Source organism: Ruegeria sp. CDSC081, assembly GCF_059610485.1.
Genome location: NZ_JBXWNS010000005.1, coordinates 192,507 through 210,178, shown reverse-complemented (window position 1 = coordinate 210,178; position 17,672 = coordinate 192,507). Strand labels below are relative to the sequence as shown.

Here is a 17,672-nt window from a genome sequence, read left to right as displayed (position 1 = left end):
CCGATGGTAGCAATTCGTGTGATCCGTGAGGACGGGGCCGACCCTTCGGTGCCCTTGCCATCTTATGAAACCACCGGAGCGGCAGGCGCGGATGTGCGTGCAAACTTCCCGGACAAGACGCCGATCACGTTGCTGCCCGGTCAGCGGGCTCTGGTTCCCACCGGACTGCGGATTGAAATCCCAAATGGGTATGAGGTGCAGGTCCGGCCCCGCTCGGGCCTTGCGCTGAAATACGGGATCACGCTGCCCAATACGCCGGGTACGATCGACAGCGACTATCGCGGCCCTCTGGGGGTGATCCTGTTGAACGCTGGGCAGGAGAGCTTTGAAATCACACATGGGGAACGTATCGCCCAACTGGTCGTCGCCCCGGTGGTGCAGGCGTCATTTGAGGCCACGGATACGCTCAGCGATACTGACCGCGGTGCAGGCGGGTTCGGTTCGACCGGGCGCGGCTGATGTTACTTGTCCTGATCATCGCCGCAGCGCTTTGGGGGCTCGGCTATCTGGCTGGCGTGTCACGCAATGCACGGATGATTTCGGTTGGGGTGTTGTTGCTGGGGGTAATCTCGGCACAGCTGGTTTTGCCCCTTGGCAACCCCCTGCGTCAGGCCACGGGTGGTTCTGCTGCGACCTGGTTGATTTTGGTTGGTACGGGGGTTCTGGTTCTGATCTATGGAAGGGGACTGAAAGCGCTGCGAAAACGCGCGGCGCCGGCCTCGAACAAGGAGCCAGCCATGCCCTCAGACAAATTCTCCGAGACCGAGCTTGACCGCTATGCCCGCCATATCGTGTTGCGCGAAATTGGTGGGCCGGGGCAGAATAAGATGAAGCAGGCCCGCGTGCTTGTGATCGGCGCTGGGGGACTTGGGGCGCCCGCTTTGCAGTATCTGGCTGCGGCCGGGGTCGGCACGATCGGGGTGATTGATGATGATGAGGTTGAGAACGCCAATCTTCAGCGTCAGGTGATCCACCTGGATGCGGATATCGGTATGCCCAAGGTTTTTTCGGCCCAGCAGGCCATGCTGGCGCAAAACCCGAATGTGGTTGTTCTGCCCTATCACCGCCGACTGACCGAAGAGGTCGCCACCGAGTTATTTTCCGATTTTGATGTCATCCTGGACGGAACTGATAATTTCGACACGCGCTATTTGGCCAATCGCACGGCGGTCGCGTTGGGCAAGCCGCTGATTTCGGGTGCGCTGTCGCAGTGGGAAGGCCAGCTCAGCGTTTTCGACCCGGCCAACGATGCGCCTTGTTATCAGTGCATTTTCCCCGAGGCTCCGGCTCCAGGTCTGGCCCCGTCCTGCGCCGAGGCTGGGGTGATCGGCCCCTTGCCTGGCGTCGTCGGTTCGATGATGGCTGTTGAGGCGATCAAGGTGATCACCGGGGCGGGTCTGGCACTGAGGGGTGAGATGCTGATTTACGACGCTCTCTATGGCGAAAGCCGCAAGATTACACTGCCTCGCCGTGCAGATTGCCCCGTTTGTGGCAAAGGATAACCCCTCTGCTCTGGATCGAACGCGCGGTCGTTCTTAGGTAGGGGACAAAGGAGACTTCAATGACCAACCCGATTCTGTCCGCCTGGACCAGCGCGTTCGAAATTGCACCGTTCGACACGATATCCGACACGGATTTCGCCCCGGCCCTGGACGCGGCCATGCAGGCCCATAACGCTGAGATTGGCGCGATTGCCTCTAACCCGGAGGCCCCGACTTTTGCCAACACGGTCGAAGCGCTGGAAGCTGCAGGAGAGATGATGGACAAGGTTCTGTCGGTATTCTTCACGGTCGCGGGCGCAGACAGCAATCCCTTGCGTGAGGAGTTGCAGCGCGAATTTTCACCCAAGCTGGCCGCGCATTTCTCGGGGATTTCGTCCAACAAGGCGTTGTTTCAGCGGGTTGCCGATCTGTGGGCGCGCAAGGATGAACTGGGCCTGACGGATGAGCAGGCACGCGTTCTGATGCTGTCGCATCGCGGGTTTGTGCGCGCTGGTGCGGCGCTTGAGGGAAACGAAGACACGCGGATGCAAGAGATCAAAGCGCGGCTTGCCTCGCTGGGGACGTCCTTCACCCAGAACCTTCTTGCCGATGAGCGCGATTGGTTCATGGAATTGTCCGAAGATGACCTACAGGGGCTTCCTGGTTTTGTGGTCAATTCTGCCCGGGCAGCGGGTGAGGAAAAGGGTGCAAAAGGACCGGTTGTCACCCTGTCCCGGTCACTGATCGTACCGTTTCTGCAGTTTTCACCGCGCCGGGATTTGCGCCAGAAAGCCTATCGCGCATGGACTGCCCGGGGGGCAAATGGCGGCGAGACTGACAACCGGGAAATTGCCGCCGAAATCCTGCAGTTGCGTCAGGAACGTGCAAAGCTGCTGGGCTATGAAAGTTTTGCCGATTTCAAACTGGAAACCGAAATGGCCCGCACGCCCGACCGCGTCCGTGATCTGCTGATGCAGGTTTGGGAGCCTGCCAAAACGCGTGCCAATGCTGATGCTGAAATCCTGACGCAGATGATGCAGAATGATGGGGTGAATGGGCCTTTGGAGGCGTGGGACTGGCGTTACTACGCCGAGAAACGTCGCAAGGCTGAACACGATCTGGATGAGGCTGCGCTGAAACCGTACCTGCAGTTGGATCGCATGATCGAGGCCTCTTTTGCCTGCGCGAACCGTTTGTTCGGGCTGGAATTCAAGCAGTTGGACATACCGCTGTACCATCCGGACTGCCGGGCCTGGGAGGTGACACGGAACGGGCAACATATCGCGGTGTTCATCGGGGATTACTTTGCACGCGGCTCCAAACGGTCAGGCGCTTGGTGCAGCGCGATGCGCGGGCAGGCAAAGTTTCCCAAGGTGCAGGCTCCGGTCGTGATCAACGTCTGTAATTTCGCCAAGGGTGATCCGGCGCTGCTGTCTTATGACGACGCTCGGACTTTGTTCCATGAATTCGGCCATGCGTTGCACCAGATGCTGTCGAATGTGACCTATGAAAGCATCTCGGGCACCTCCGTTGCGCGCGACTTTGTCGAGCTGCCCAGCCAGCTATACGAACACTGGCTTGAAGTCCCTGAAGTTCTGGCCGAATTCGCCACCCATGCCGAAACCGGCGAACCGATGCCGCAGGAGATGCTAAAGAAAGTGCTCAAGGCCGCCAATTTCGATCAGGGGTTCCAGACTGTAGAATATGTGGCCTCGGCGCTGGTTGATCTGGCCTTTCATGAGGGCGCTGTGCCCGACGATCCGATGGCGAGACAGGCCGAAGTTCTGGCGGATCTTGGAATGCCCGCGGCAATCGGGATGCGCCATGCCACGCCGCATTTTGCGCATGTGTTTGCTGGTGACGGCTATAGCGCTGGCTATTACAGCTATATGTGGTCCGAGGTCATGGATTCAGACGCCTTCGCCGCGTTCGAAGAGGCGGGGGGCGCCTTTGATTCCGAACGCGCAAACGCGCTGGAGGAAAATATCCTGTCCACTGGCGGTTCCCGCGAAGCCGAAGAACTATATCTGGCCTTCCGCGGTCGTTTGCCGGGGGTTGAGGCCCTGCTGAAGGGGCGCGGCCTTATCGCAGCCTAATATCCCAATTCGCGGTCAACGAGGTGTAGGAAAGGCTCGCCCGCCTCACCTCTGCGAATATTTTCACAGATCACCTGCGCCGATGTAGCGGGGCGGGTTTCAGAGGCAATGTGAGGCGTCACCGTGACGTTTGGATGCGTCCAATACGGGTGGCTCGCAGGCAGCGGTTCGACCCGGAAAACATCCAGCGTTGCGTGACCGATCTGGCCCGTATCCAGAGCTGCCAGCAAGGCTTGATCGTCGATCAGCGGTCCTCGGCCCGGGTTGATGATATGCGCACCCTTGGGCATCAGCGACAGGGTTTCGGCGTTCAGTGTGTTTTCCGTGGCAGGCGTATCGGGCAGCAATAGAACCGCGATCTCGGCCTGTGTCAGTGCCGCACGCAACCCATCCTCACCGTGAAAGCAGGTGACACCGGGGATGGCCTTGGCCGAGCGGCTCCAGCCGGTAACGTTGAAATTCAGTACAGACAGCGCGCGGGCTGCGGCCTCTCCCAATGCGCCAAGGCCCAGGATGCAGACGGTTCTGTCCGGGGCCAGCGGTGGTGGATCTGGGGCCCAAACCCCATCCTGAACCGTGATGTGCCGGTCCATACCCAGATGATAGCGCAGCACGTGACCGACGACCCATTCGGTCATCCCCTGCGTCAACCCGTGGTCCACCATTCGCGCCAGCGGCACGGTCAGAGTGTCATTCTCGACGATGCTTTCGATCCCAGCCCAAAGGCTGAGCACGGCCTTGAGGCGGGTGTAAGGTGCAAAATCCCGTAAGCCGCTATTGGGCGCATAGACGACGTAATCCACCTGATCTGGTTCAAACGTGGTGTCTAGCTGAAACGCGACCCCGGCATTAGTCAGGTACTGTGTCATCAAGGGTTGATACACGGGCCATAGTTTGGGGCGTGCCGAGAACAGGATGTTTGCGGTCATAACGGGCCTTTCGGATCAGCGGGGGCGGTGAATATGGGCACTTTGGACGATGCCGAAAGCTGCCATCAAAACCAGCATGGCCGAACCGCCATAGCTGACCATCGGCAGGGGAACTCCTACGACTGGGGCCAAGCCCATGACCATCGACATGTTCACGGCAAAGAATAGGAAGAAGTTCAGTGCGATACCCAGCGTGACCAAAGAGGAAAACCTGTCCTTGGTTGTCAGGGCCGTAACCAGGCAAAAGATCAGGATCAGCCCATAGAGAACCAGCAGCGTGATGCCGCCGACAAATCCGAATTCTTCGGCCAGCGTCGTAAAGATGAAATCTGTGTGTTTCTCGGGCAGGAAGTTCAGGCGCGATTGTGTGCCCTGCATGAACCCGCGCCCGTTCCAGCCTCCGGACCCCAGCGCGATCTTGGATTGGGTGATGTGATACCCCGCGCCCAGCGGATCGGTGGAGGGATCAAGGAAGGTGTCGATGCGGCGGAACTGGTAATCCTTGAGCAACTGCCACTCGGTTCCGCGGCTGTTGAAGACCGTGGCGATCAGACCGACACCTGCGGCAATAACCGCAGCGAAATAGGCCCAGTGAACGCCGGCCAGAAACATCAGGCCTCCCCCCGCCGCCAGCAGCAGGATCGAGGTGCCGAGATCCGGCTGGCGCAACACCATGAAGGTTGGGATCAGGATCAGGATGACAGGGATCAGAACCCAAAGGGGGCGTGACGTTTTATGCGATGGGAGCCAATCGTAATAGGCCGCAAGCACCATCACCAGTGCTACTTTCATCACCTCTGATGGCTGCAGGCGCATGAACCCCAGGTCGATCCAGCGTTGCGCGCCCATGCCAACCGTTCCGAACAACTCGACCACCACAAGCAGAGCGATCGAGGCCAGATAAGCCAGAACCGACATATTTCGCCAGAACCAGATCGGGACCAGTGCCACAATGAACATCGCGGTCAGGCCCAACCCAAAGCGTTCCATCTGAGGTTCGGCCCAAGGGGTCCATGATCCACCCGCCACCGAGTACAGCATCAGGAACCCTGCGCTGGCCACGCTGATCAGCAGCAGGGTGAGGGGCCAGTTCATATACAGGAACTTGCGGAACCCCGATGGCGTGGATTTTACGGCATATTCAAGATAGCTCATGCGCGGTCCTTCTGAGGCGGACGCGCTTTGGGGCGGCGGTCGCCCTCGAGCTGTTTTTGCTGTTCCTTGATACGCTGACGATCGGCGGCCGGATACGCCTCGAGTGGTGGCGTACCGTTGTACAGCGCCTGCAGCATGATATCCCGTGCAACCGGTGCCGCGGCCTTCGACCCCCCGCCACCATGTTCCACCACGACGGCTACGGCGTATTTCGGGTTGTCATAGGGGGCAAAGCTGACGAACAGCGCGTGGTCACGGCGTTCCCACGGCAGGTCTTCGTTGCGGATAACGCCAGCCGCACGTTCTGCCTTGGTGATATTGCGGACTTGGCTGGTACCGGTCTTGCCCGCCATGCGGAACTCATCCGAGATGATACGGCTGCGATAAGCTGTGCCGCGCCGGTCGTTCGAGACCGAAAACATTGCCTTGCGGACATATTCCAGATTAGTCCGATTGACCGCCAGCGGTTCCCCCGCGCCCGAGGGTTGTTCAACCCCATTGACCGAACGCACAAGGCGTGGCGAGACCGCACGCCCAGTTGCAATCCGGGCTGTCATGACGGCTAGTTGCAGCGGTGAGGCCAGCATAAAGCCCTGACCGATTGAGGCATTGGCAGTGTCACCTACCAGCCATTCTTCGCCGTGGACACGCTCTTTCCAAGCCTGATTGGGGGCAAGCCCTGCAGCCACTGCGGACATCGGGATATCGTGTTTCACGCCCAGCCCAAAGATACGAGCCATGTCGGAGATATTGTCGATGCCTGTGCGCAGGGCAACGTCGTAATAATACACATCGCAGCTGCGTTTCAGAGACAGACCAAGATCAACTGTACCATGCCCGCCGCGTTTCCAACAATGGAACCGGCGACTGCCGACTTTCAAGTGGCCGGGGCAGTAAACAGTGTTTCCAGGACCGATGACCCCAGCCTCAAGCGCGGCCATGGCAGTGATCATCTTAAAGGTCGAGCCGGGTGGATAGGTGCCCTGTACTGTCTTGTTGGCCAACGGGCGATAGTTGTCTTGTGTCAGAGCCCGGTAATCGGCAACCGAGATTCCGCGCACAAAAAGGTTGGGATCAAAGCTGGGTGCGGAACTGATGGCGCGGATATCACCGGTCTCACAATCGATCACCACTGCTGCGGCGCTTTCACCAGCCAAACGGGCCTGAGCGTATTGTTGAAGATCGGCATCGACCGACAGTTGCAAATCGGCCCCGGCCAAACCTTCTTGACGGTCAAGTTCACGCATCACGCGGCCGGTGGCGTTCACTTCGACGCGTTTGGCGCCTGCTTTGCCACGCAGACTGATTTCCTGTTTGGCCTCAAGCCCGACCTTGCCGATCTGAAAACGGGGAATGCGCAGAACGGGTTCCGGATCTTCTATCTGACTGAGGTCGTAATCGCTGACCGGTCCGACATAGCCGACGATATGCGCGAAATCCTCATATCTGGGATATTGCCGGGTCATCCCGACCTCGGGTGTGACACCGGGCAGGGCGGGGGCGTTGACGGCAACTTTCGAGATATCTTCCCACGTGACTTGATCGGCCAGAGTGACCGGCAGGAACGGGGCCGATCTGCGCATTTCGGTCATGGCGCGTTCGACCTCATCCTCGGTCAGTGGGATCAGTTCAGAAAGCTTGGAGATGACGGATTCAACATCGCCCGCATCTTCGCGCACCATGACGATACGGTAGGACGGAGAGTTTTGCCCGATGATCTGCCCATTGCGATCGTATATTCGACCACGTGTGGGCGGGATCAGGCGGATGTTAATCCGGTTTTCCTCGGCCAACAGGCGGTATTCGTCAGCCTGATCTACCTGCATAAACCGCATCCGGGCGGCCAGACCTCCGATAAAAGCGGCTTGCAGGCCTCCAAGGATCAGCGCACGGCGTGGCAAACGTTTATAGGCGAGGCCCTGTGACTTAGGTTTGCGCTGTTTCATTACCGCCCTCCCGACAGGCCAGGGTCAGAAGGTGCGACACGACGCACACCAAAACCGTTCTGACTGAGCAGAACGATCAATGGGTAGATCCCGATTGTCAGAACCACTTGCACCACGACCATCCCCAATGCCGCTTGTTGCACGGACAGAATAGCAAGAATGACGCGATTCAGGAAAAAAACAGCTGTGATCACGACGGCAACGGTGGTCCATTCGCCCAAAAAGCCCGCGTCGCGCAACCCGGGAGTTGCGGACCGAAGATAGGCAGTACCCAACACAACAAGCGCGGCCAGCAAGCCGGGGGGGCGTTGAAACAGAAGGTCGGCTGCCAGCATGATCAGGGCGACCAGCAGGGTTGGCACATATTCGGGGCGCCGCAGAACCCAGGCAAAGGTCAACGCAATCAGGAAATCCGGAAACGGCCAGCGATCCGGCTGCGTGTCCAGTGGCAGCAGGTGCAGGAACAAGACCAGCAGCGCCAACAGCAGATACAGGCCACGTTTGAGCCACAGATTGGACGCGGCACTATCCATCGCCGGTCTCCGTCGGTGTCAGTGCCGCTTCGGGTTGGCGTGGGCCGACAATTCCTCCGGGGTCCTGAATAAGTGGCGCAGACTGATAGCGTAGCACTCTTAGAAATTTGAGCCGTTCAAAATCTGCAGACAGCCGCACCCGCAGGCGGCCACCCGGATCAGCGGTAATCTGACCGATCAGCAGGCCGCCAGGGAAAACGCCGCCATCCCCCGAGGTCACAACCCTGTCGCCCGGGCGCACCAGTTCGCGGTTCTCCAGAAACTCAACCACAGGCGCGGCGGTGTTGTCCCCGGCAATCAGAGCGGTCTGCCCCGACGGTTGAATCGTGGCAGGTATCGCGCTGGATGCGTCGGTCATCAGGATCACCCGTGCGGTATCTGGACCAACACCCGAGATACGACCGACAACGCCAATCCCGTCCATGGTGGCCCATCCATCCATGATTCCGTCACGCTCGCCCACGTTCAACAGAACCGACTGCCGGAACGGAGAACCGCTATCGGCCATGACGACCCCGGTAATATAGGTCAGGCGCGGATCGAGACGCACATTGTTTAGATCCAGAAGCCGTGCATTTTCCTGCTCAAGTTGCAGTGCGGCCTCTTTCCAGGCGCGCATCAGACGCAACTCGCTGCGCAATTCCTGGTTCTGCTCGCTCAGGCGTTGATAGCTCTGAAAATCCCGTGCCAGATTGACCGCAGCGGTAACCGGAACCATCGCCCAATCCATCGAGGGCACCACGTTGTCGACAACCTGCGCCCGAAACCGTTCGACGCGAGGGCTGTCAATGCGCCAGACCAGAAAGATGCCCAGAAGGCACAGAACCACGATCCCCAGCAGCAGACGGCGGAGCGGGGTGGTGTATTCATCGCGCTGTGATCGGTCCTTTGCCACAGGACTCCTTCCCGTGCTGCTCGCGCCCGAATGTACCCTTTAGAGGGTGCGCGCCTTAGCTTTCGTAGTCAATCGCGTGGCGCAGCTGTTTTTCGTATTCCAGTGCCTTGCCGGTGCCCAAAGCCACACAGTTCAGGCTTTCATCAGCAATTGACACGGCCAGACCTGTCTGTTCCCGCAGTGCCAGATCCAGATCGCCCAACAAAGCACCGCCACCGGTCAGCATGACGCCGCGGTCCACGATATCTGCGGCCAGATCAGGCGGCGTGGTTTCAAGTGCGGTCATAACGGCTTCGCAGATTGCCTGAACCGGTTCCGACAGGGCCTCGGCGACCTGCGCCTGGCTGATTTCGATTTCTTTGGGCACGCCATTCAACAGATCGCGGCCACGGATATGCATCGACTGGCCGCGCCCGTCATCAGGCATACGGGCGGTTCCGATGGTGGTCTTGATCCGTTCGGCGGTGGATTCACCCACCAACAGGTTCTGCTGGCGGCGCAGGTAAGAGATGATCGCCTCATCCATCCGGTCTCCGCCGACGCGGACCGAACGGGCATAGACGATGTCTCCCAGCGACAGAACCGCAACCTCGGTGGTGCCGCCGCCGATATCCACGACCATGTTGCCGGTCGGGTCAGTGATGGGCATTCCTGCACCAATAGCCGCAGCGATGGGTTCGGCGATCAGGCCTGCCCGGCGAGCGCCTGCGGACATAACCGATTGGCGAATGGCCCGTTTTTCAACAGGCGTAGCACCATGGGGGACACAGACAATGATTTTGGGCTTTGAGAAGGTGGAGCGTTTATGCACCTTACGAATAAAGTGCTTGATCATTTCTTCAGCGGTGTCGAAATCCGCAATCACGCCTTCGCGCATGGGGCGGATCGCTTCGATCGAACCAGGGGTTCGGCCCAGCATCAGCTTGGCGTCCTCACCGACGGCGAGGACTTTCTTAACCCCATCCTTGACGTGGTAAGCCACAACCGAAGGTTCCGACAGGATCACACCGCGCCCTTTGACATAAACAAGCGTATTTGCTGTTCCAAGGTCGATCGCCATGTCCGCTGAGAACAAGCCGCCCAGATTGCCAAAGATGCCCATGTTGTACTGATCCCGTTCGTCAGAATTTCTACTGCCCGCGACTCGACGGTTCCGGGACGGATGTCTTATAGGGTGCCATCTCGCCCGGTAAAAGGGCTGATTCCGCGTAACTCAGCACCTTTCCGCCTTATTGAGAGGGACTTTAGAAGGCAACATGCTCTCTTATCAACACATTTACCACGCCGGGAATCTGGCTGATGTTCAAAAGCACGCTCTTTTGGCATGGGTACTGGACTATCTGACGCGAAAAGATAAGCCGATAACCTATCTGGAAACCCATTCCGGGCGTGGCCTGTACCAGTTAGACGCAGCAGAAGCCGTGCGCACAGGCGAGGCAGCCGTAGGTATCAAGCGAGCGCAGCGCGAAGGGTGGTTTCCATCTGATCATCCTTTGTCGCAGGCGCTGGCCAAGGTTCATGAACGGCACGGAGAAAACAGCTATGCCGGTTCACCGCTGATCGCGGCCAACCTGCTGAGGGATCAGGACAGTTTGCATTTCGCAGAGCTGCACCCGCAGGAATACGCGGCATTGTCGATGACCATGTCCCCCTTTGGGGCAAAAGTGTACAAACAGGACGGGTATGAGCTGGCGCAGTCTTTGCTGCCACCAACGCCGCGGCGCGGGATGCTGTTGATTGATCCCAGCTATGAGGTGAAGGCGGATTATGACCGGCTGCCGGGCGTGATCTCAAAACTGCACCGTAAATGGAATGTGGGCGTCATCGCGCTGTGGTATCCGATCCTGACCGATCAACGTCAGGCCCCGATGGTTGCCGCGTTGAAGGCGCAGGGTTTTCCCAAGGCGATCTGTCATGAAGTCCGGTTTGCACCTGCGCGGGAAGGTCATCGAATGGTCGGATCAGGGATGTTCCTGCTGAACGCGCCCTTTGGCATCCAAGATGAAATGGACCGTCTGTCAGAGCTGTTCAAAGGGCTGTGACGCCAGTCTGATTTCGGACCACAGGGTTCTCCCGCCCCATTTGCCAGCATCTAAAGATGCCATCAAACGTGTTGGGCCCGGCAGCGCGCCGCAGGCGCGCTGCCGGGCCCAAAGCCGCAAGGGCGTCCGGCGTAGCCGGGCACCCGCGGGTGCGGGAGCCCTTGGGAGTGTCATCCGGCTGTCAGGTCAGGTCCTTATAACTGATTTCACGCGTGTCTGCACCTGGCCCGGCCTTTTCACGGCGCATGATCAGGCGGTTCAGTGCGTGGATATAGGCCTTGGCGGATGCCACGACCGTATCGGTATTCGCTGACTGACCGGTGGCGATCATGCCGTCCTCTTCCAGCCGAACCGATACGGTTGCCTGCGCATCAGTACCCTCGGTCACAGCATGGACCTGATACAGTTGCAGGCGGGCGGTGTTGGGATAGATTCGGCGAATGGCTTTAAAGGCGGCATCGACTGGACCGTCGCCATGTTCGGTCGCGACAATGTCCTTGCCATCCACTTCCAGCTCGACCGTCGATTCCGCCTGACCGCCGGTGCCGCAGGTGACTTTCATCGAAACCAACTGCAGGTGATCGTCGGCCTCATCATCCTGGCTCATCAACGCGATCAGGTCGTCGTCAAAAACCTCTTTCTTGCGGTCGGCCAGATCCTTGAACCGCACGAAGATGTCCTTGAGCTGATTGTCACCGACCTCAAAGCCGAGCGTTTCCAGCTTATCGCGCAACGCAGCCCGGCCCGAGTGTTTGCCAAGCGGCAAAGAGGTGCCCGACAGGCCGATATCTTCAGGGCGCATGATCTCGAAATTCTCTCGGTTCTTCAGCATGCCGTCCTGATGGATTCCGCTTTCATGCGCAAAGGCATTCTTGCCGACAATCGCTTTGTTGAACTGAACCGGGAAGCCCGCAACCGTCGCAACCCGGCGCGAGATATGCATGATCTTGGTGGTGTCGATGCCGGTATGCCACGGCATGATGTCATTGCGGGTGCGCAGCGCCATCACAACTTCTTCCAGCGCAGTATTGCCCGCACGCTCGCCAAGGCCATTGATGGTGCATTCGATTTGACGCGCACCACCAGCGACAGCCGCCAGTGAGTTCGCCGTCGCCATGCCAAGATCGTTGTGGCAATGGGTGGCAAACACCACCTCATCCGCGCCCGGAACCGTTTCGATCAGGCGCTTGATCAGGTCAGCGGATTCGACAGGTGCCGTGTAACCGACAGTGTCGGGGATGTTGATCGTCGTGGCACCGGCCTTGATCGCGATCTCGATCACACGGCACAGATAATCCCACTCGGTCCGGGTCGCATCCATCGGCGACCACTGTACATTTTCGCACAGGTTGCGGGCGTGGCTGACGGTTTCGTGGATCTTGTCGGCCATCTCGTCCATGGTCAGGTTCGGAATGGCACGGTGCAGTGGAGAGGTGCCGATGAAAGTGTGGATGCGGTTCTTGCCAGCGTGTTTGATCGCCTCCCAGCAGCGGTCGATATCAGCGAAATTCGCACGGGCCAACCCACAGATGCGGCTGTTTTGTGATCGCTCGGCAATCTCGCTGACGGCTTTGAAGTCGCCTTCTGATGCGATCGGGAAACCGGCCTCGATGATGTCGACACCCATCTCGTCCAGCAGTTCCGCGATTTCCAGCTTTTCGGCATGGGTCATGGTCGCGCCGGGGCTCTGCTCGCCGTCGCGCAAAGTGGTGTCAAAGATCAAGACGCGGTCTTGGTCGGTCACATTGGTCATGGGATTCTCTTTCTTCTTCTGTCCTAAAGCCTATGGCGCGCGGGCGTCCTCCTCTGAGCGGGCGCGCCGGGTGGCACGCTCAGAGGCGGATTAGGATCAGTAGGCCACGCAGAGACGCACCGCAGGGGGCGGTGTCGGCAACAAGGATATCTGCGCGGTTGATCATGGGGTTGAGCTTATACAGCGCATGCGGGGAATGAAAAGTAGGAATTTCATGCAGACGTCAAAACCTGCACGAACCGTGACGGTTGATTGCCGAGTGAAGACCGCTAGTTGATCCGGAATGGAGAAAGCTCTCATCATAGGTGCCTCGGGTGGTATCGGTGCCGCGCTGCAAAGGCTGTTGACCATGCAATCCGTAGACGTAACCACCTTGTCGCGTTCTGCAGATGGTTTCGACCTCACGAATGTCGAAGCTGTCGGCCCGGCTCTGGAAGCATTGCAATGCCCGTTTGACATGATCTTCATTGCGACGGGTGCTTTGGAAATCAATGGTGCACAGCCGGAGAAGTCCATCAGATCAATTTCAGCGCAGGCAATGATGGACCAGTTTGCCCTGAATGCGGTTGGTCCGGCCCTTGTGCTGTCACACGCTGCGCGGCTGCTACCACGGGGTAGGCGATCTGTCGTGGCGGTGTTGTCCGCCCGCGTCGGATCAATCGGAGATAATCAGCTGGGGGGATGGATCGGCTATCGGGCCTCAAAAGCTGCGGCCAATCAGATTGTGCGCACATCCGCGATTGAGCTGGCCCGCACCCACAAACAGGCGATCTGTGTGGCTCTGCATCCGGGTACAGTGCGTACAGAATTCACGCGCAAATATGTTGGGCGACACCCGACCGTTGAATCGGATGAAGCCGCGCGAAACCTGCTGAGCGTCGCCAGGGCGCTTGTGCCCGCAGACACTGGCGGGTTCTTCGACTGGGCTGGAAAACCTGTGCCGTGGTGAGACCCGCTAACCGTCAGAGGCAGGGCTGGTTGCCGTTGTCGCGCTGTCGTCTGCCGGAGCACTCTCCTGCGGCTCGCTGGTGTTTTCACCCGGCAGAACACCGTTTTCCCAGACGCCGGTTTCTTCTTTGCCGTCAGCATAGCGCATCGTGCCGTCACCGTGGCGTTTGTTGTCCAAAAACCCACCTTCGTACACGTCACCAGTCGCATAGGTAGCGGTTCCGGTGCCGCTGATCTTCCCCTCGACCCAACCGCCTGTATAGGTGAAGCCGCGCGGTGTGGTTATCGATCCTTGCCCGTGGCGCTGCCCATCTTTGAAATCGCCCTTGTAGGTCGTTCCGTCCGGGAAGCTGGCTTTGCCCTCGCCCTGGCGCGCACCGTCGACCCAATCGCCTTCATATTTGTACCCGTTTGCAAATGTCAGAACACCGGTGCCGTGGTTCAGACCGTTCTTGAACTGCCCATCGTAGATGGCGCCGTTCGGGTAAGTGGCCTTGCCCTGACCCTCGAAGACTCCGGCGATCCAGTCGCCGTCGTAAATCAGGCCATCAGGATAGGTGTGCATTCCTTTGCCATGGGGCAGGTCTGCACTGAAATCACCGACATAGGTCGAACCGTCAGGATAGGTTAGCTCTCCGAGGCCCTCAATCTGGCCGTCTTTCCATTCACCAGTATAGTCGAACCCATCCGTGCCCAGAAAACGGCCTTTGCCGTGGCGGCGATCATCGTGATAGTCACCTTCGTAGATGGCGCCACTGGCATAGGTTGCCTTGCCTTTGCCCTGTCGGCGCCCATCAAAAAAATCGCCTTCATACAAATCGCCATTGGCTTGCAGTAGACGGCCTTTTCCGGTCATGCGATTTTCGGACCAGTCACCCGTATAACTCATACCTTCCGGCCGCGTCAGGCTGCCTGTGCCATGACGCTTGCCGTCTTTGATGTCGCCCTCATACACGTTGCCTTTGGCTGAGGTGATCTTGCCTTTGCCCTGCTTGACCCCGTCAACCCAGTCGCCCTCGTACACCTCTCCGGTCGGGTCGGTCAGAGTGCCTTGGCCGTGGTGCCTGGCATTCTTGAACCCACCTTCGTATTTCGCTCCGTTGGCATAGACGGCGACTCCTTGGCCGTTGAACGAGCCATCGGCCCATTCCCCTTCATAGCTGCCACCATCAGCATAGACGATCGTTCCGAACCCTTCGGGTTGACCGTTGGCAAAGGCGCCCTGATAGATCGACCCGTTAGCATAGCGCGCAATACCCTGGCCCTGAATTTCGCCTTCGATCCATTCGCCTTCGTATTCGAAACCATCCGGCAACTGGTAGGTGCCGGTTCCGTGCCGCAGGCCATTTAGGAACGTGCCTTCGTATACGCCGCCCACTTCGTCATCGGCCACGACTACCTGATCGTTCTGCGCGAAGGCGGTCAGCGCTGACAGGGTCAATGCAACTGCGGCGATTGAAGTGCGAAAAACGTTCATGTTTGGTCCTGTCTGCGCGAGCATCGTGCTTTTGCGCAAAACTAGGATACCGACGCAGGCAGGGCAACGGCTTTTGCCTTATTGGTCTTTCACTCGCGGTGCGATCTGGTAAATGGCAATAGGACAGACGAGGGCAAGAGGGCAGTATGGCCGACCGTTTCCGTATCACTCTGGCGCAGCTCAATCCCATTGTCGGGGATTTGGAAGGCAATGCGGCCAAGGCTTTTTCTGCGTGGGAGCAGGCGCGCGAGGCCGGTGCCCAACTTGTTGCTTTCCCCGAGATGTTCATCACCGGCTATAATACGCAGGACCTTGTGATCAAGTCTGCGTTCCACAAAGCCGCAATGAAAGCTGTTGAGGCGCTTGCGGAACGTTGCGCCGATGGACCTGCGATTGCGATCGGCGGGCCGTGGTTCGAAGATGACCGGCTGTATAACGCCTATCTCATCCTCAAGAACGGCAGGATCAGCAGTAAAGTGCTGAAACATCACCTGCCGAATGAGACAGTCTTTGACGAAGTGCGCCTGTATGATTCCGGCCCGCTGGGCGGTCCCTATTCGGTTGGCAACTCTCGGATCGGCAGCCCAATCTGCGAAGACAGCTGGCATCCGGATGTTGCCGAGACGCTGGAGGAGACAGGAGCCGAATTTCTGTTGATCCCCAACGGCTCGCCTTATTTCCGAAACAAATATGATGTGCGCCTGAACCATATGGTGGCGCGCGTGGTTGAGACCGGATTGCCGCTGATTTACCTGAACATGGTCGGGGGGCAGGACGATCAGGTCTTTGACGGGGCGACCTTTGGGTTGAATCCAGGCGGAGAACTGGCATTCCGTATGCCTGTGTTCGACGAAGCGATAGCGCATGTGGATCTTGAACGCGGCGACGCAGGTTGGCGCATAATTCCGGACGAGATTGTGCCGCAGCCAGATGCGTGGGAGCAGGACTATCGCGCGATGGTCCAGTCTCTGCGTGATTACATGGCTAAAACCGGGTTCAAAAAGGTTGTTCTGGGTCTGTCTGGTGGCGTTGATTCAGCCCTTGTCGCGGCAATAGCGGTTGATGCGATTGGCGCTGAAAATGTTCGCTGCGTGATGTTGCCGTCGGAATATACCAGCCAGGATTCTTTGGATGATGCCGAAGCGGTGGCTAAGGCGTTGGGTGTTCACTATGATTTCGTCCCTATCGCACAGGGGCGCGCGGCGATCACGGATACGCTTGCCCCATTGTTTGCCGGGCGAGACGAAGATCTGACCGAAGAAAACATCCAGTCCCGCCTGCGGGGGCTGTTGCTGATGGCCCTGTCGAACAAGTTCGGCGAGATGCTGCTGACCACAGGCAACAAATCCGAAGTCGCCGTTGGATATGCCACGATCTATGGGGATATGAACGGTGGTTATAATCCGATCAAAGACCTGTACAAAACCCGCGTGTTCGAGACCTGCCGCTGGCGCAATGCCAATCATCGCGGCTGGATGAAAGGCCCTGAGGGTGAGGTCATCCGACCCTCGGTCATCGACAAACCTCCTAGTGCCGAGTTGCGCGAAGACCAGAAGGACAGTGACAGCCTGCCGGATTATCCGGTTCTGGACGCCATTCTGGATATATTGGTTGATCAGGATGGGTCGATCGCGGATTGCGTGGCCGCCGGGTTCGAAGAAGCCGTTGCGCGCCGGATCGAACATTTGGTCTATATCAGCGAATACAAACGGTTTCAGTCCGCCCCGGGGACACGTTTGACCAAGCGGGCATTCTGGCTGGATCGCAGGTATCCTATCGTGAATCGTTGGCGCGACAGGACCTGACGCCTTACAGGGATCACCATTTTGACGCGAAAACTGTTTCCATTTTATGGGCAATAGCCGCGTGCTTCTGGAACTGTTTTACTTTTTGAGTGTAGTGGCTTAGATTCTCTTGGGCGTTTCCGAGCCCCCCTTGATGCCCGGTCTTTTTTTTGCCACATTTTAGCTTGATTGTTGCCCCATGTGGGGCGGATGCGACGCATTGTGGGAAATAGGTGTTAATGAGCTTTCCCATCGGTCTTTAGCGACGCGTCCGAAATTGGATGTCTGAGTTAACGATTTGGTGCCATTATGTACGATGAATACGATAAACCGCTTCATTCACCGCCAAAATGGCGGTCTATGCAATCCGAAGGTCGGTCTCTGGATGAGGCAAAGGTAGATGCTGCCATTGCCAATTTGTTGAATGAAGAGGTGCCCAAAGAGGAATCCACGACGGTGGGCCCCCGCGCGCAGTTTCTGGAAACAGAAGCCGAGGTGCCGGAAGGCGGTATCGCTACCTCTTTGCGTCAGAAACTGGCAGAATTGTGCGGCGCGGCCTGAAGTTTTCAAAATCCTGAATTAGATGCGCTGGCTCGCCACGTTGGCCGAATGGTCACAGGCCTGCGCAATAGT

The 17,672-nt window shown here is 58.4% G+C and carries 15 protein-coding genes; 7 read left to right on the top strand and 8 right to left on the bottom strand.

All coding sequences use genetic code 11. The annotated features are described in order from the left end of the window. The first annotated feature begins 3 nt into the window (after positions 1–3). From dut to AC2FH9_RS10870, 3 genes are read left to right on the top strand one after another with little or no spacing between them, the layout of a single operon-like run. Positions 4–459 carry a dUTP diphosphatase gene (dut, locus tag AC2FH9_RS10880; protein ID WP_496750030.1) on the top strand — a complete coding sequence of 152 codons (456 nt, stop codon included), beginning with the start codon at positions 4–6 and terminating at the stop codon, positions 457–459. Beyond that, entirely contained in the window at positions 459–1,502 is a 1,044-nt protein-coding gene (locus AC2FH9_RS10875) for a HesA/MoeB/ThiF family protein (RefSeq protein WP_496871516.1), read from the top strand. Before dut ends, AC2FH9_RS10875 begins: the two co-directional genes overlap by 1 nt. A 59-nt stretch (positions 1,503–1,561) precedes the next feature. Continuing rightward, on the top strand, positions 1,562–3,577 hold the full coding sequence (locus AC2FH9_RS10870) for a M3 family metallopeptidase (RefSeq protein WP_496871514.1): 2,016 nt from the start codon (positions 1,562–1,564) through the stop codon (positions 3,575–3,577). Here AC2FH9_RS10870 and AC2FH9_RS10865 read toward each other — a convergent pair. From AC2FH9_RS10865 to AC2FH9_RS10840, 6 genes are read right to left on the bottom strand one after another with little or no spacing between them, the layout of a single operon-like run. Further along, entirely contained in the window at positions 3,574–4,506 is a 933-nt protein-coding gene (locus AC2FH9_RS10865) for a 2-hydroxyacid dehydrogenase (protein ID WP_496696371.1), read from the bottom strand. The genes AC2FH9_RS10870 and AC2FH9_RS10865 overlap by 4 nt on opposite strands. A gap of 15 nt (positions 4,507–4,521) precedes the next feature. Then, a complete protein-coding gene (rodA, locus tag AC2FH9_RS10860) occupies positions 4,522–5,661 on the bottom strand; it encodes a rod shape-determining protein RodA (protein WP_281995378.1) in 1,140 nt (379 codons plus the stop codon). Next, a complete protein-coding gene (mrdA, locus tag AC2FH9_RS10855) occupies positions 5,658–7,607 on the bottom strand; it encodes a penicillin-binding protein 2 (protein ID WP_496871512.1) in 1,950 nt (649 codons plus the stop codon). The genes rodA and mrdA overlap by 4 nt, the downstream gene beginning before the upstream one ends. Then, entirely contained in the window at positions 7,607–8,140 is a 534-nt protein-coding gene (locus AC2FH9_RS10850; protein WP_142635595.1) for a rod shape-determining protein MreD, read from the bottom strand. Before AC2FH9_RS10850 ends, mrdA begins: the two co-directional genes overlap by 1 nt. Then, complete coding sequence (gene mreC / locus AC2FH9_RS10845) at positions 8,133–9,035, bottom strand: rod shape-determining protein MreC (RefSeq protein WP_281972515.1); 903 nt, start codon at positions 9,033–9,035, stop codon at positions 8,133–8,135. Before mreC ends, AC2FH9_RS10850 begins: the two co-directional genes overlap by 8 nt. Positions 9,036–9,090: 55 nt before the next feature. Continuing rightward, positions 9,091–10,137 (bottom strand): rod shape-determining protein, encoded by a 1,047-nt coding sequence (locus AC2FH9_RS10840; RefSeq protein WP_142635599.1) that lies wholly within the window; start codon positions 10,135–10,137, stop codon positions 9,091–9,093. A gap of 154 nt (positions 10,138–10,291) precedes the next feature. Between AC2FH9_RS10840 and AC2FH9_RS10835 the strand changes: the two genes are divergently transcribed. Beyond that, positions 10,292–11,077 carry a 23S rRNA (adenine(2030)-N(6))-methyltransferase RlmJ gene (locus AC2FH9_RS10835; protein WP_496750034.1) on the top strand — a complete coding sequence of 262 codons (786 nt, stop codon included), beginning with the start codon at positions 10,292–10,294 and terminating at the stop codon, positions 11,075–11,077. A gap of 181 nt (positions 11,078–11,258) precedes the next feature. On the opposite strand, the gene AC2FH9_RS10830 is transcribed toward AC2FH9_RS10835, so the two are convergent. After that, the gene (locus tag AC2FH9_RS10830) at positions 11,259–12,830 is read right to left on the bottom strand and encodes a 2-isopropylmalate synthase (RefSeq protein ID WP_496750035.1); all 1,572 of its coding nucleotides are present in this window, start codon (positions 12,828–12,830) and stop codon (positions 11,259–11,261) included. 283 nt (positions 12,831–13,113) lie between these two features. On the opposite strand from AC2FH9_RS10830, the gene AC2FH9_RS10825 reads away from it, so the two are divergent. Beyond that, positions 13,114–13,779 carry an SDR family NAD(P)-dependent oxidoreductase gene (locus AC2FH9_RS10825; RefSeq protein ID WP_496871509.1) on the top strand — a complete coding sequence of 222 codons (666 nt, stop codon included), beginning with the start codon at positions 13,114–13,116 and terminating at the stop codon, positions 13,777–13,779. 6 nt (positions 13,780–13,785) lie between these two features. On the opposite strand, the gene AC2FH9_RS10820 is transcribed toward AC2FH9_RS10825, so the two are convergent. Further along, positions 13,786–15,255, bottom strand: coding sequence for an MORN repeat-containing protein (locus tag AC2FH9_RS10820; RefSeq protein WP_271948348.1), 1,470 nt, complete (start codon positions 15,253–15,255; stop codon positions 13,786–13,788). A 146-nt stretch (positions 15,256–15,401) separates the two neighbouring features. Here AC2FH9_RS10820 and AC2FH9_RS10815 point away from each other — a divergent pair, with 146 nt between their 5' ends. Together AC2FH9_RS10815 and AC2FH9_RS10810 are read left to right on the top strand one after the other, a co-directional pair. After that, positions 15,402–17,060 (top strand): NAD+ synthase, encoded by a 1,659-nt coding sequence (locus tag AC2FH9_RS10815; protein WP_496871508.1) that lies wholly within the window; start codon positions 15,402–15,404, stop codon positions 17,058–17,060. Between the two features lie 288 nt (positions 17,061–17,348). After that, positions 17,349–17,600, top strand: coding sequence for a hypothetical protein (locus AC2FH9_RS10810; RefSeq protein WP_496750038.1), 252 nt, complete (start codon positions 17,349–17,351; stop codon positions 17,598–17,600). The last annotated feature ends 72 nt before the right edge of the window (positions 17,601–17,672 follow it).

Bases quoted from the DNA above. Each gene is read 5' to 3' on its own strand.
- AC2FH9_RS10850 (WP_142635595.1), bottom strand. From the start codon at position 8,140: ATGGATAGTGCCGCGTCCAATCTGTGGCTCAAACGTGGCCTGTATCTG.
- AC2FH9_RS10875 (WP_496871516.1), top strand. From the start codon at position 459: ATGTTACTTGTCCTGATCATCGCCGCAGCGCTTTGGGGGCTCGGCTAT.
- AC2FH9_RS10830 (WP_496750035.1), bottom strand. From the start codon at position 12,830: ATGACCAATGTGACCGACCAAGACCGCGTCTTGATCTTTGACACCACT.
- AC2FH9_RS10815 (WP_496871508.1), top strand. From the start codon at position 15,402: ATGGCCGACCGTTTCCGTATCACTCTGGCGCAGCTCAATCCCATTGTC.
- AC2FH9_RS10835 (WP_496750034.1), top strand. From the start codon at position 10,292: ATGCTCTCTTATCAACACATTTACCACGCCGGGAATCTGGCTGATGTT.
- AC2FH9_RS10825 (WP_496871509.1), top strand. From the start codon at position 13,114: ATGGAGAAAGCTCTCATCATAGGTGCCTCGGGTGGTATCGGTGCCGCG.
- mrdA (WP_496871512.1), bottom strand. From the start codon at position 7,607: ATGAAACAGCGCAAACCTAAGTCACAGGGCCTCGCCTATAAACGTTTG.
- AC2FH9_RS10865 (WP_496696371.1), bottom strand. From the start codon at position 4,506: ATGACCGCAAACATCCTGTTCTCGGCACGCCCCAAACTATGGCCCGTG.
- AC2FH9_RS10840 (WP_142635599.1), bottom strand. From the start codon at position 10,137: ATGGGCATCTTTGGCAATCTGGGCGGCTTGTTCTCAGCGGACATGGCG.
- AC2FH9_RS10870 (WP_496871514.1), top strand. From the start codon at position 1,562: ATGACCAACCCGATTCTGTCCGCCTGGACCAGCGCGTTCGAAATTGCA.
- rodA (WP_281995378.1), bottom strand. From the start codon at position 5,661: ATGAGCTATCTTGAATATGCCGTAAAATCCACGCCATCGGGGTTCCGC.
- dut (WP_496750030.1), top strand. From the start codon at position 4: ATGGTAGCAATTCGTGTGATCCGTGAGGACGGGGCCGACCCTTCGGTG.
- AC2FH9_RS10820 (WP_271948348.1), bottom strand. From the start codon at position 15,255: ATGAACGTTTTTCGCACTTCAATCGCCGCAGTTGCATTGACCCTGTCA.
- AC2FH9_RS10810 (WP_496750038.1), top strand. From the start codon at position 17,349: ATGTACGATGAATACGATAAACCGCTTCATTCACCGCCAAAATGGCGG.